The organism is Pseudomonas lini (genome assembly GCF_964063345.1).
Lineage (GTDB): Bacteria > Pseudomonadota > Gammaproteobacteria > Pseudomonadales > Pseudomonadaceae > Aquipseudomonas > Aquipseudomonas lini_B.
Genome location: NZ_OZ061318.1, coordinates 4,312,336 through 4,326,096 on the forward strand (window position 1 = coordinate 4,312,336; position 13,761 = coordinate 4,326,096).

Here is a 13,761-nt window from a genome sequence, read left to right on the forward strand (position 1 = left end):
CCTCGGTCCTACGTGACCAACGAAACTTCCTAAGACAGCCTTTAGCAGGACTAAACAATGAGTCGCCAATTGCACGCCCAGACCTACGTCTGGCTGCACGTGTTTTCGTGTGCCGCGCGGCACTTGTCCTTCACCCGTTGCGCCGAAGAACTGCACATCACGCCGGGGGCGGTCAGTCAGCAAATTCGCCAACTGGAAGAGCGGCTGGGTTTTCGCCTGTTTCATCGTCGCGCCCGGGGCGTGGAATTGAGCGCCGAAGGCCAGCGATTGGCTATCACCGTCAACGAAGCCTACGGCAGCATCGATGCGGAATTGCGACGACTGGATGCGGGAATGATCAGCGGGATTTTGCGATTACGCTCGATTCCATCGTTCCTGAGCAAATGGCTGACCCCGCGCCTGCCGCGTTTGCAACAGCGCTTTCCGGATATTCAGTTGCGGCTGGTGGCCGAGGACAGCAGTGTTCCGTTGCACGAAGGCTATTTCGATCTGGCGATTGACCTGAACGACGGCAGTTATCCCGGATTGTTATCCACAGCCTTGTTGGATGAGCAGATCTTTCCGGTGTGTGCCCCGAGCCTGCTTCGCGGCCGGCCGCCACTGCACGGCCCGGCAGACCTGGTGCATTTTCCGTTGCTGCACGACATCACCGCCTGGCGCGGCAGTTACGAGTACGCGGAATGGGAGTTTTATCTCAACGCCATTGGCTTCGAGGGCGCGGATGTGCGGCGCGGGCATACCTTCAATCGCAATCATCTGACCATCGAAGCGGCGATTGCCGGGATGGGCGTGGCGATTGCGCGGCGAACGCTGCTCAACGATGAACTGGAGCGCGGGACGTTGATCGTGCCATTTGGCCTGGCGGTGCCTAATCACAAGCGATACGTGCTGCTCTATGCGCCGGGCGCGCTGAGTCATCCGGGCGTACGCGCGGTGCATGACTGGCTGGTGGAAGAGGCGGGGATATTTCGTAGTCTGCATCCGCTGGCAGAGCGGCAGATGTGAGCCGCCAAGACATCAAGCAGGGGCGACCGAACTCCCGACATTAACAGCGCTTTTACCCGTTGTCCGGCTTTTTTTGCGTATGAATATTTATCTTTTTTTAGGGGTTGAATTATCCAGCGTACACACCGATTGTGTAACCAAGAGGTCACGGTGATGACGCCCAAGGGGCTAGCTGACCGGCCTCTCGCGAGCTAGCTGAAATAAGGGAAGAACTATGCAAATCCAAGTCAATAGCGATAACCATATTCAAAGCAGCATCCGACTGGAGGAGTGGGTACGAACTACCATTGAGAGCACGCTCGAACGTTATGAAGAGGACCTGACCCGCGTCGAGGTCCACCTGCGGGACGAGAACGGCGACAAGCCCGGTCCCCACGATATGCGCTGCCAGCTGGAAGCGCGGCCAAAAGGCCACCAACCGATTTCTGTCACTCATAAAGCCGCTAACCTGGAACTGGCGATCGACGGTGCGGCCGAAAAACTCGAACATGCGCTTGAACATCTGTTCGGCAAACTGCGGGGCAAACCACGTGCCGCTGTGGTGCCGTTCGAAAGGCCTACGGCCGATGCGCTGCTGGAAGACGAGTTTCTCGAGAACGAACAGGCTGCACAAAATGGCTGAGGCCTGATTCACTTTTTACCTTCCCACGTTCTCTCCACCTAAAAAACGGGCCTGCTTATGCAGGCCCGTTCTTGTTTCTGGTATTCGCCGGCTCCTGTGGTTCCATGAAAACCTGTGGCGAGGGAGCTTGCTCCCGCTGGGGTGCGAAGCGGCCCATAACCAACCAGTGAGGATAAATCGGACCTGTAGGAGCCAGCGGTGCGGCGATCCGACTTGTCGGCGAAAGCGCACTTAAGGACGCCTTCGCCGGCAAGCCTGGCTCCTACGAAAAGCGGCTTGCTCGCTTAACTGACTGGCATTAGCCAGTGCGGTGTGTCAGGCAAATCTCGTTAGCAGGTTTCACGACTGCTTCGCAGCCGAGCGGGAGCAAGCTCCCTCGCCACAAAGTGTCAGACCTCAGCCCCTGGCTCAGTAATCAAAACGCGACCGAAGTCTGCACATACACCGTCCGCGGTTCTCCCACGTACTTGCCCTTGTTGTTGTCATCGAACGAGCGGGTGAAGTACTGGTGGTTGAGGATGTTCTTCATCCCCACCGCCACATTCAGGTCCGACAGCTTCGGCCCAAAGTCATACGCCGCGCGGCTGCTGAACAACATATAGCCTGGAATCTTTCCGGTGTTGCCATCGGCGCTTTCGGCCGAGGTGTTGGTGTTGTCAGCGAACTGATCACTCTGATAGCTGCTGTCCAGGTTCAGTTTCCACGCGCCTTCGGTATAACCCACGCCAACCGTGCCTTTGTGTTTCGAGGAGAACGGTACACGATTGCCCTTGTTCGGCCCGTCTTCGCGGATGGTTGCGTCCACATAGGCGTAAGTCGCGTACACATCGAAACCGGCCAGCGCCGGGCTCAAGTCGTCGAGGGCGTAATTGATGCTGGTTTCAATGCCTTGATGACGTGTTTCGCCTCGTGCGATCACCGAGTCGTTGGTTTGATTGCTTTCATATTGGTTGTCGAAGTTGATCAGGAACGCACCAATCTCTGCCCGCAACGCGCCGTTGTCGTAACGGGTGCCCAGCTCCCAGGTGCGCGCCTTCTCTGGTTTGACTTCGCCGCTGGTCACCCGGTTAGGCATCTGGCTGTACTGCACGGTGCCGAACGATCCTTCGGTATTGGCGTAGAGGTTCCAGCTGTCGGTCAGGTGATAGAGCACATTCAACGCCGGCAGGGCGGTGTTGTAGTCACCCTTGTATTTCACGTTGGTCAGGTTGTTGGTTTGCTGCGACTCGATCATTTCGTAGCGGATGCCCGGAGTAATCGTCCACTTGCCGATGTCGATTCGGTCATCGACAAAGAACGCGTTGGCCTCGGTGCCGCCCCGGGTATCGCGGTCGTTGCGGCTGTTGGTGGTTGGGTATTCGTTGCTGGCTATCGGCGTGCGGTAGCGCAGTTCGTGGCCGGCCTCGTTGATGTAGCGATAGCCGATGCCGACTTCATGGCTGGTCTGGCCGAGATCGAAGCCTTGGGCGAAACGGGTTTCCAGGCCACGTACCCAATACTCGCGTGGCGACAGCGAGAGGAACGTGCCCTGATCCAGATAACCGCTGCGCAGGGTTTTGGTGAAGAAGGTATTGGCGGTGAACTCGCGGCGATCTTCCTGATAGCGATAGCCGAAGTTGAACATCGTGCGGCGGCCCCAGAACTGGTCTTTCGGGCGGGTCGACTGATACGGGTCAGCATCGTAATCGGCGACGTTCAGCCCGCCGGGCATGTCCGCGTTGCCTTCGTAGTACTGGGCCATGGCGTTGAAACTGTTGGCGTCATCGAGCTGGTATTTGCCTTTGAGGATCAGGTCGTCGATTTCAGTGTCGCTGTGTTCGCGCCAGTCGCCACCACGGGTGCCCGAGTACAGAATCGCACCGCCCAGACCGTTATCGGCCGTGCCGCCGGCCAGCAAGTTGCCGGTGGTTTTGAAGCCGTCATGGCTGGACGATGGACTGGTTTCGGTCTGGAAGCCGCCCTTGACCGTCGGCTCATCGGGAATGGCGCGAGTCACGAAGTTGACCACACCGCCGACGTTCTGCGGCCCGTAGCGCACCGCACCGCCGCCGCGCACCACGTCGACCGCGTCCATGTTACCCATGCTGATCGGCGCAAACGACAACTGTGGCTGACCATAAGGTGCGAAGGGCACCGGAATACCATCCATCAATACCGTGGAGCGGGAAGCCAGCCGAGGGTTGAGCCCGCGAATGCCGAAGTTAAGTGCCATGTCATGGCTGCCGGTGCCGTTGTTGTCTGGCGCATTGACCCCCGGGATGCGGTTGAGCACGTCCCTGGCCTGAGTCGCGCCTTGGCGTTCGAATTCTTCGCGGCGGATTACATCGCGAGCGCCGGGGTGTTCGAAGACGTTGGTTTGCGCCGCATCGCCGAGCCAGTCGCCGACTACTTTAGAGGTGTCCAGCTCCAGCGCCGCATCACCCGCCGGTTGCAGGCTGAAGGCATTGTTGCCCTCGGCGCGGGCTTGCAGGCCGGTGCCTTCGAGCAATGCGTTCAAGCCCTGCGAAGGGGTGTAGTTGCCTTCCAGGCCGCGACTTTGCACACCGCTGGTAACTTGCGAGCCAAAGGAGATCAGCACGCCGGCTTCACGACCAAACTGGTTGAGTGCGTTCTCCAGCGAGGACGGCGCGATGTGGTACGGCTTGGCATCAGCGGCATGCACCAATGGCAGAGTGCCGAAGCTCAGGCTGGCGCCCAGCAAGAGTTGGCGCAAGGTGCGAACCATCGGTGTGAGACGGGTGGGTTGCATGGAGGGCGATCCTGAGAAGGTTGAATCAAGGGGGCTTTCCTTCTCTGTCACGCCAGATCTGAAAAACGGCTCACGCTGGATGAATATTTTTTCTGGGATGACGCAGGTTGGCTTTTGTGGCGAGGGAGCTTGCTCCCGCTGGGTTGCGAAGCAGCCCCAAACTTTCCGCTGTGGTCTTTCATAAAGATTGCGTGCATCGGGTTACGACTGCTTCGCAGCCGAGCGGGAGCAAGCTCCCTCGCCACAGGTTATGTGCGTTGATCAAGATTCAGGCCCGTGCCTCGACCGTCACCCAATACCGGGTAAAACGCCTCACCTTCACCGGCAAACTGATTTCCAGCAGATCAAGAATCCGCTCGCTGTCGTCCAGTGGATAAGTCCCGGAAATCAGCAGGTCGGCAACATTCGTCGCGCAATTGAGCTGCCCCCGGCGATAGCGACCGAGTTCATCGAGGAAATCCCCCAGGCGCATGTGCGCAGCCACCAGCATGCCGTCGGCCCAGGCGCCGCTATTGGCGTCCAATGGCAGAGGAGCGCTGATGCCGCGTGTGCCGAAGCTCAACTTCCGGGCGGTTTGCAGCATCCGTGGCGACCCGCCATCGGGCGTCAATTCGACGCTGCCTTCGAACACCGCCACGTGAGTGTGATCGGAAAACTGTCGCACGTTCAGCCGCCCACCTTGGGTTTTCAACAGGCCTTGTGCGGTCTGTATTTCAAACGCCTGGGCGGCGGTCAGCAGCATTTCGCCTTCCAGCAAGCGGATCAGCCGCTGCTGACTTTCGACTCGCACATCGACCGAGCTGGCGGTATTGAGCTGAACTTGGTTGCCATCACCGAGCGACACTTTGCGTCGCTGGCCGATCGGGCTGCGGTAGTCGGCCAGCAACGGCGTCAACGGATTGTGCTCACGCATGCCCCAGGTGACCGCGCAACCTGCGCCGAGAATCAGCAATAGCTTCAACGCCTGACGACGGCCGGCGGATTTCGGTGCGTTGAGGGCGGCGTGGGCCAGCGGTGAAGACAAACCGCGCAAGCGTTGATTGACCCGCTGAATATGTTCCCAGGCCCGTCGATGTTCACCGTGAGCATCGAGCCATTGCTGCCAGGCAATTTGCTGGCGCGGGGTTAACGGTCCTTGCTGGACTTCCATCCACCAGTGCACGGCCTGCCCGGCCACTTGAGAGGAGAAATCCGCTGGGTTGTTCATAGTGCGAAGTAGCAGCGCATCGCCGCTTTGTTCAGGTGCCGTTTGACGGTGGCAATGGAAATGCCCAGTTCGGCGGCGATCTGTGGATAAGTCAAACCATCGAGCTGAGCCAGCAGAAAGGCGCGTTTGACCAGGCGCGGCAAACCGTCGAGCAACTGGTCGAGCTCCATCAGCGTCTGCAGAATGATCGCCCGATCTTCCTCCGACGGCGCGACGATTTCCGGCATCTGCGCCAGCGCATCGAGGTAGGCGCGCTCCAGATCCTGACGGCGGTAATGATTGAACAGCACACGCTTGGCGATGGTGGTGAGGAACGCCCGCGGTTCGATGATCTGGGGCGTTTCCCGTGCCGTCAGCACTCGAATGAACGTGTCCTGGGCCAGATCCGCGGCGCTGTCAGGGCAGCCGAGTTTGCGTCGCAGCCAACCGGTGAGCCAGTTGTGATGGGCGTGATAAAGGACTTCGACGGTAGAGGCTGACGACAACGGAACCGCTCCGGACGCATTTCGATACGTTAGAGAACAAGAATTGTTCGCATTGTAGGGGTGGGGCCTGGATCCGGCAATCGGCTCTTGGTTGGTTTCTCTGATCCGATGATCCGGAGACCGCGTCATCGTTCTTCGCGAGCAAGTCGGATCGCCGCACCGCCGCTCCCACATTCAACCGCATTCCTCTGAGAGAACGCGGTCACCTGTGGGAGCGGGCTTGCTCGCGAAGGCGGCCGCACAGGCACCGAAAATCCACTCGACTGCAGCGCTACCGCAAAAACGCCTGCCGATATTCCCCGGGCGTGCCACCCAACGCCTGGCGAAACCGGTTGGTGAAATGACTCGCACTGGCAAACCCACAAGCCAACGCAATATCCCCCAGCGGCTGCGACGTCCCGCGCAACAACTCTCGCGCGCGGCTCAGTCGCCGAGCCAACACATACTGATGCGGTGGCAAACCGAAGCTCACACGAAACATCCGCGCAAAATGATATTCAGACAACGCACACAATGCCGCCAACTGCCCGAGGCTGATGGCTTCGGCCATTTGATGGTCGATGAACTCCACCAGCTGGCGCCGTTGATGCGCTGCCAATCCACCTTTGAGGCGCAAGCCCTGACGCACGCCGACCTGGCTGAGCAGGGCATGGTTGAGCATTTCGTGGGCCAGGCTGCTGGTGAGCAGGCGTTCGCCGGGTTCATCCCAGTTGAGGGCGATCAACTGTCGAAAGCGCCGGGCTTGCTGCGGGTCTTCGAGGAACGTGCGCTCGCGCAACTGCAATTCCCGGGGTTCACGATCCAGCAGCGTGACGCAGCCAAGGGCAAATTGTTCGGGGCTGAAATACAGGTGGGCCAGGCGAATATCGCCATTGATCACCCAGCCTGACTGATGATCGGCCGGCAGAATGCACAGCTTGTCCGGGCCGCCCTTGTTACCTGGCTGGTCGCGGCGAAAGGTCCCGGTGCCGCCGGCGATGTAGCAAGACAAAGTGTGATGACTTGGCGCTTCGTAGTCCTGAGCGTCATGGTGGTTGTTCCACAAAGCTGCAGCCATGCCGTCACCGAGCTCGGCGCTGTGCTCCAAGCGAGCATTGGGCGAGCGGTTAAGCGCTTGAAAGACTTGCAGGGTATCGAGTGACACTGGTGCGGCCATGATCGGTTCTCTCCAACGCTTTGCATCCTACTCCGTAGACGTTGACCTGCCAGCCCGCCGGCTGACAAAAGCGCAAGTTTATGCAAGTGCGCCCACGATTGGCGCAGCACACTGGACCCCTAATCAGGCAATGCACTGTGGCGAGGGAGCTTGCTCGCGCTTGAGTGCGCAGCGCTCACAAAACTGGCGAAATTTGCCAGGCTTGGGGCCGCTACGCAGCCAAGCGTCGGAACGCCGCCCGGAGCAAGCTCGCTCGCCACAAAGTGAACAGCATTGCCCATCCGGAGCTGTCGCCATGAACCTTTCGCTGTATCTACTGACCGTGCTGATCTGGGGCACCACCTGGATCGCCTTGAAATGGCAACTGGGCGTGGTGGCGATTCCGGTGTCGATCGTCTATCGCTTCGGCCTCGCCGCGTTGGTACTGTTCGCGCTGTTGCTGCTCAGCCGGCGCCTGCAACCGATGAACCGTCGCGGGCATTTGATTTGCCTGGCGCAGGGGCTGTGCCTGTTCTGCATCAATTTCATGTGCTTCCTCACCGCCAGCCAGTGGATCCCCAGCGGTCTGGTTGCCGTGGTCTTTTCCACCGCCACCTTGTGGAACGCCTTCAATGCGCGGGTGTTCTTCGGCCAGAAAATTGCCCGTAACGTGCTGATGGGCGGCGCGTTGGGCTTGCTCGGGCTTGGCCTGCTGTTCTGGCCGGAGCTGGCCGGTCATACCGCCAGCCCCGAAACCTTGCTCGGGTTGGGTCTGGCATTGCTCGGCACCTTGTGTTTCTCGGCCGGCAACATGCTGTCGAGTTTGCAACAGAAGGCGGGCCTGAAACCCCTGACCACCAATGCCTGGGGCATGGCTTACGGTGCGGCGATGTTGTCGGCGTGGTGCCTGGTCAAAGGCATCCCGTTCGACATGGAATGGAATGCCCGCTACATCGGGTCGTTGCTGTACCTGGTGATTCCCGGCTCGGTGATCGGCTTTACCGCTTACCTGACACTGGTCGGGCGCATGGGGCCGGAGCGGGCGGCGTATTGCACCGTACTGTTTCCGGTGGTGGCGCTGAATGTGTCGGCGTTTGTCGAAGGCTATCAATGGACGGCGCCGGCACTGGCGGGGCTGGTGCTGGTGATGTTGGGGAATGTGCTGGTGTTCCGTAAGCCCAAGGCGTCGATGGTGCAGGGGAATGGCAAATTGGCCTGAGGTTTTTAAAGATTGAGCGCGTATTACTTAGCGCTCAATCCTCAATGCCACATACATCAATAGTGGCAGCGTAAAATCAACAATATGCCGGGCCCAGTCCTTGGCATTCCATGCCTGTGATTTATCCATGTTGAACCATTCGACGCCGATAACCTGCAGGCAGACGTAATAGATGAACAGGCCGATCATTAAACCGATAATCGAGAATTTTTTTGCTTCGTGAAACTCTTTGGCTGAAGCATTCAGTTTTCGATAGAGGTGGTAAGTGCCCATCAGGCAATAAACGGTATAAGTTACTTCCAGGGTGATGATAAGCCAGTAAATCCGGTGGTGAAGGATGGGCGAGGTGATGGCCCGATAGTTGGTTTTTTCGCTATTATAGGCCGTGTCCATGCTCAGGACGTGGCCGACATATTCGTAGTTGGTAGCGTAATCTGTAAAGTTGCTATACATCACGAGCAAGCCGAAAAAACTTATGTAAGCCATCAGTAGTATTTTGCTGATTCTGATGGTTTTAGCGGTTGTAAGGCTGTTCAAATTAAGCGCGCTCCATAAAAATTATTCGTAGGGTCGAGTCAGTAATGGAGAGTCTATAGCGCTTAATTTTTTTTCGTCAGTGGACTGAATTGCAAGTTGTGTAGCGAGCGGGCAGCCGTTTAAAAACGCCTGCCCGTTTTAGTTAGCCTTTCCACACTTGCGGATTCACCAGATCTTGCGGCCGCTCACCCAACAAGGCGCTGCGCAAGTTGGCCAAGGCACGGTTGGCCATGGCTTCACGGGTTTCGTGAGTCGCGGAGCCGATGTGCGGCAAGGTCACAGCGTTTTTCAGTTGAAACAATGGCGACTCGGCCAGCGGTTCTTTCTCGTAGACGTCCAGCCCGGCGCCGCGAATGCGGTTGTTTTGCAGCGCCTCGATCAACGCCGGTTCGTCCACGACCGGGCCGCGGGCGATGTTCACCAGAATGGCGCTCGGTTTCATCAGCGCCAGTTCACGGTGGCTGATCAGGTGTCTGGTTTTTTCGCTGAGCGGCACCACCAGGCAGACGAAATCGGCTTCGGCCAGTAGTTGGTCGAGGCTGCGGAATTGCGCACCGAGCTCCTGTTCCAGTTCGGTCTTGCGGCTGTTGCCACTGTAGATAATCGGCATGTTGAAGCCCAGCCGACCGCGACGGGCGATGGCCGCGCCGATGTTGCCCATACCGACGATGCCCAACGTTTTGCCATGCACATCGCTGCCGAACAATGGCGCGCCGACGGTGGCTTGCCATTGGCCAGCCTTGGTCCAGGCGTCCAGCTCGGCGACGCGGCGGGCGCTGCTCATGAGCAAGGCGAAGGCCAGGTCGGCGGTGCTTTCGGTGAGGACGTCGGGGGTGTTGGTGAGCATGATCCCGCGTTCGTTGAAGTAGGCGAGGTCGTAATTGTCGTAGCCGACCGAGACGCTGGAGACCACTTCCAGTTTGCTGGCGTTTTCCAGTTGCGCGCGACCGAGTTTGCGACCGACGCCGATCAGACCGTGGGCGTGTGGCAAGGCTTCATTGAATTGGGCGTTGATGTCGCCGTTTTTCGGGTTCGGCACGATCACGTCGAAGTCTTGTTGCAGACGTTCGATCATCGGTGGGGTGATACGGCTGAAGGCGAGGACGGTTTTTTTCATTGGAGGCGGCTCGTCGGGCTTGGAGAATGCCAAGCACGCTAACATTCTTCCCGGACATTTTGCGAGTCTCGGACCGCCGGGTATACGCCATCCAAAACTGTAGGAGCGAACCGGTGGCGAGGGGGCTCGCCCCCGTTTGAGTGCGTAGCACTCACAAGATCTTTGGTATATCAGAGATTTTGGGGCCACTTCGCAGCCCAACGGGGCGATGCGGCGTTCCGACAAGCCCCCTCGCCACAGGTCGCTCCTACAGGATCAGCTGTGTGGCGCAGGCTTAGGTATGTCGACGTTATCCAGCACCCGGTTCACCGCCAGCTCGGCCAGCATGATGACCTGCTGGATGCCGAGCATGGTGTTGCGATGAGTGCCTTCGAGAAACCCGGCGAAGTCACTGGCCATGACGCTGGCCGAGGCGAGGGATTCGCAGGCGTAGGCCAACAGGTTTTCGGTATTGGCGTTGGGGGCGACGATGAACAGATGGCTGGGGGTGTGGGGCGGATTCGGTGTTGGCTTAAACATGAGGGCTATTCCTATGGACGGTGTATTAGGGTCGCCACCTTCCGTTTTCCAGACGAAAAGGTGGCAACTGCGCGCGGACTGGAAAAACCGGACACCTTCCAAACCGGCAGACCCGAAGGTCTCCCGCGCACAGCCGCCATAACAAGGAATTACGTGCACAAAAAAGCGCCGCAGTATGCCATGAGGTGTGTGTAAAGGATGTCAGGTTTTCCAGACCTGATCGCTGATGCGTCAGCGACCCCCAGAGCCTACCCATCTCCCGTCCCACACACCAACCGTCAAAACATGTCGGAAACATCCCTGAATTTCGGCGATTTGTAGGACCGTCTGTAGCTCAATTCGCCACCCGAACCCCACCCAGACTCCCACTCAATTCATACGCCGCCAATTCCGCCTGATGCGCCGCCAATATCTCCGGCAACGACCCGCGCAAGTACTCCACCCACGTCTTGATCTTCGCATCCAGATACTGCCGCGACGGATAAATCGCATACAGATTCAGTTCCTGCGAACGGTAATTCGGCATCACCCGCACCAGCGTGCCGTTGCGCAGCCCTTCAATCGCCGCATACACCGGCAAAACGCCAACCCCCATGCCGCTGGTGATTGCAGTCTTCATAGCATCAGCGGAGTTCACCAAAAACGGCGAGCTATTGATGGTGACCATTTCCTGGCCTTCAGGGCCGTCGAAGGTCCATTTTTCCAGCGGTATCACCGGGCTCACCAGGCGCAGGCAGGCGTGGTTGAGCAAATCGCTAGGTTTGTGCGCGCAGCCGTTGGCTTTTACATAGGCGGGCGATGCACAAACGATGCTGTAGGTGATGCCCAAACGTTGGGAGACGAAGCCCGAGTCTGGCAGTTCGCTGGCGAGCACGATGGACACGTCGTAGCCCTCGTCCAGCAGATCCGGCACGCGGTTGGCCATGGTCAGGTCGAAGGTCACGTCCGGGTGGGTTTTGCGGTAGCGGGCGATGGCGTCGATCACGAAGTGCTGACCGATGCCGGTCATGGTGTGCACCTTGAGTTGCCCGGCCGGGCGGGCGTGGGCGTCGCTGGCCTCGGCTTCGGCTTCTTCGACGTAGGCCAGGATTTGCTCGCAGCGCAACAGGTAGCGTTTGCCGGCCTCGGTCAGGGCGATGCGGCGGGTGGTGCGGTTGAGCAGACGGGTTTGCAGGTGGGCTTCCAGGTTGGAGACCGCGCGCGAGACGTTGGCCGTGGTGGTGTCGAGTTGCACGGCGGCGGCGGTGAAGCTGCCGGCCTCGGCCACGTAACTGAAGGCGCGCATGTTTTGCAAAGTGTCCATGGGGTGCTCTCGAGTGCGATGGCAAATTGTGACACGAAGTTGCTGATTCTTTACAGGCGACTAAAGACGCGAGCAAGGGATTATCGCGTTAACGGTAACAAAGATTCACAAGAATCCCGGCTTATCGCCAACAAGGCCCACCCCTAGAATTGCGCCTCCGTAGGCATGGGCTTGTGTGGCGAGGGGGCTTGCCCCCGTTGGGACGCGAAGCGACCCTAAAACTTGCGACCGAGGTTTGCAGACACACCTCGCTCAATGGATTTGCGACTGCTTCGCAGTCGAACGGGGGCAAGCCCCCTCGCCACAAAAAGGCCCGTTCCCACACGTTCTCCGTACCTCTCCCATCTCAGGAAATCGCAGCAGTGCCGCGTCGCATCAACAGAGCGCTCAAGACGCTCAGTGTTTTGGCTTTAACCCTGGCAATCAGCGGCTGCATCGGCACCGCAGGTATTGCCCCGCAGGGCAAGGCACTGGAGGCTGATTCACTGGCCACCGATGAAGCCATTCAGAGCGCCGCGCAAGACGCTCATTGGCCCACCACCCAATGGTGGCAAGCCTACGGCGACCCGCAACTGAACCGCTGGATCGACCTCGCCCTGCAAGGCAGCCCGAGCATGGCCATGGCTGCGGCGCGAGTGCGTCAGGCGCGGTCCATGGCTGGCATTGCCGAGTCCGCCGAGTCGTTGCAGATCAATGGCCAATCCACGCTCAAGCGCCACAACTGGCCCACCGATCAGTTCTACGGCCCCGGCGAGTTGGCCAACACCACCACTTGGGACAACAACGCCGCGCTGGGCTTCAGCTATGCCCTCGACCTCTGGGGCCGCGAAAGCAACGCCACCGAACGCGCCGTGGACATGGCCCATATGAGCGCCACCGAAGCACGGCAGGCGCAGCTTGAATTGCAGAACAACGTCGTGCGCGCCTACATCGAGCTCTCTTTGCATTACGCGCAACGGGACATCGTCGCGGCGACCTTGAAGCAGCAACAGCAAATTCTCGACCTGGCACAGAAACGTCTGGATGGCGGCATCGGCACCCATTTCGACGTCAGCCAGGCCGAAACACCATTGCCGGAAACCCATCGGCAAATCGATGCGCTGGATGAGGAAATTGCTCTAAGCCGCAACCAACTCGCCGCGCTGGCCGGTAAGGGGCCGGGGGAGGGCGCGCAGTTGCAACGGCCGACGCTGTCGTTGGGCGCGGCGCTGAAGTTGCCATCGTCTTTGCCGGCGCAATTGCTCGGTCAACGCCCGGACGTGGTTGCCAGTCGCTGGCAAGTGGCGGCGCAGGCGCGAGGTATCGATGTTGCCCATGCCGGTTTCTACCCCAACGTCGATCTGGTCGGCAGTCTCGGCTACATGGCCACCGGCGGCGGGGCGCTGGAGTTTTTGACCGGCAAGAAGCTCAACTACAGCGTCGGCCCGGCGTTTTCGTTGCCGATCTTCGACGGTGGCCGCTTGCGTGCGGAGCTGGGCGAGGCCTCGGCGGGTTATGACATCGCGGTGGCGAAGTACAACCAGACGCTGGTCAACGCGCTGAAGAACATCTCCGACCAGCTGATCCGCCGCGAGTCGATGGACAAGCAACAAGCCTTCGCCGCCGAGTCGGTGGCCACGGCGCAGAAGACCTACGACATCGCGATGATCGCCTATCAGCGCGGGCTCACCGATTACCTCAACGTGCTCAATGCGCAGACCTTGTTGTTCAAGCAGCAACAGGTGCAGCAGCAGGTTCAGGCTGCGCGCTTGAGTGCTCATGCGCAATTGGTGACTGCTTTGGGCGGTGGCCTCGGCGCTGGCAACGACGTGCCGAGTGCCGAGAAAACCCACCCCCCGAAAACCCCGGTTCTTTTGCGTTGAA

12 protein-coding genes are annotated in these 13,761 nt (G+C 59.3%); 4 read left to right on the plus strand and 8 right to left on the minus strand.

The window, feature by feature from the left end; genetic code table 11:
• The first annotated feature begins 57 nt into the window (after positions 1 to 57).
• Positions 58 to 1,005, plus strand: coding sequence for a LysR substrate-binding domain-containing protein (locus AB3226_RS19425; RefSeq protein ID WP_367374231.1), 948 nt, complete (start codon positions 58 to 60; stop codon positions 1,003 to 1,005).
• Positions 1,006 to 1,219: 214 nt separating this feature from the next.
• Complete coding sequence (locus AB3226_RS19430; RefSeq protein ID WP_008070486.1) at positions 1,220 to 1,627, plus strand: HPF/RaiA family ribosome-associated protein; 408 nt, start codon at positions 1,220 to 1,222, stop codon at positions 1,625 to 1,627.
• A gap of 415 nt (positions 1,628 to 2,042) precedes the next feature.
• Here AB3226_RS19430 and fecA read toward each other — a convergent pair whose 3' ends face one another.
• From fecA to AB3226_RS19450, 4 genes are all read right to left on the minus strand, one after another.
• Positions 2,043 to 4,376 carry a TonB-dependent Fe(3+) dicitrate receptor FecA gene (gene fecA, locus AB3226_RS19435; RefSeq protein WP_367374232.1) on the minus strand — a complete coding sequence of 778 codons (2,334 nt, stop codon included), beginning with the start codon at positions 4,374 to 4,376 and terminating at the stop codon, positions 2,043 to 2,045.
• A 268-nt stretch (positions 4,377 to 4,644) separates the two neighbouring features.
• Positions 4,645 to 5,583, minus strand: a complete 939-nt coding sequence (locus AB3226_RS19440; protein ID WP_367374233.1) for a FecR domain-containing protein — start codon at positions 5,581 to 5,583, stop codon at positions 4,645 to 4,647.
• Positions 5,580 to 6,068, minus strand: a complete 489-nt coding sequence (locus AB3226_RS19445) for a sigma-70 family RNA polymerase sigma factor (RefSeq protein WP_367374234.1) — start codon at positions 6,066 to 6,068, stop codon at positions 5,580 to 5,582. Before AB3226_RS19445 ends, AB3226_RS19440 begins: the two co-directional genes overlap by 4 nt.
• 271 nt (positions 6,069 to 6,339) lie before the next feature.
• A complete protein-coding gene (locus AB3226_RS19450; RefSeq protein WP_367374235.1) occupies positions 6,340 to 7,224 on the minus strand; it encodes a helix-turn-helix transcriptional regulator in 885 nt (294 codons plus the stop codon).
• Between the two features lie 295 nt (positions 7,225 to 7,519).
• Between AB3226_RS19450 and AB3226_RS19455 the strand changes: the two genes are divergently transcribed.
• Positions 7,520 to 8,422 (plus strand): DMT family transporter, encoded by a 903-nt coding sequence (locus AB3226_RS19455; RefSeq protein ID WP_367374236.1) that lies wholly within the window; start codon positions 7,520 to 7,522, stop codon positions 8,420 to 8,422.
• A gap of 27 nt (positions 8,423 to 8,449) precedes the next feature.
• Here the strand turns inward: AB3226_RS19455 and AB3226_RS19460 are convergent, their stop codons facing one another.
• From AB3226_RS19460 to AB3226_RS19475, 4 genes are all read right to left on the minus strand, one after another.
• The gene (locus tag AB3226_RS19460; protein WP_367374237.1) at positions 8,450 to 8,959 is read right to left on the minus strand and encodes a DUF2165 family protein; all 510 of its coding nucleotides are present in this window, start codon (positions 8,957 to 8,959) and stop codon (positions 8,450 to 8,452) included.
• Between the two features lie 142 nt (positions 8,960 to 9,101).
• Positions 9,102 to 10,076: a D-glycerate dehydrogenase gene (locus AB3226_RS19465; RefSeq protein ID WP_063341505.1), complete on the minus strand. Its 975-nt coding sequence runs from the start codon at positions 10,074 to 10,076 to the stop codon at positions 9,102 to 9,104.
• A 255-nt stretch (positions 10,077 to 10,331) separates the two neighbouring features.
• Complete coding sequence (locus AB3226_RS19470; RefSeq protein WP_367374238.1) at positions 10,332 to 10,595, minus strand: DUF6124 family protein; 264 nt, start codon at positions 10,593 to 10,595, stop codon at positions 10,332 to 10,334.
• A 334-nt stretch (positions 10,596 to 10,929) separates the two neighbouring features.
• Positions 10,930 to 11,898: a LysR family transcriptional regulator gene (locus tag AB3226_RS19475; protein WP_038979032.1), complete on the minus strand. Its 969-nt coding sequence runs from the start codon at positions 11,896 to 11,898 to the stop codon at positions 10,930 to 10,932.
• A gap of 362 nt (positions 11,899 to 12,260) precedes the next feature.
• On the opposite strand from AB3226_RS19475, the gene AB3226_RS19480 reads away from it, so the two are divergent.
• Complete coding sequence (locus AB3226_RS19480; RefSeq protein ID WP_367374239.1) at positions 12,261 to 13,760, plus strand: efflux transporter outer membrane subunit; 1,500 nt, start codon at positions 12,261 to 12,263, stop codon at positions 13,758 to 13,760.
• Position 13,761 lies beyond the last annotated feature (1 nt).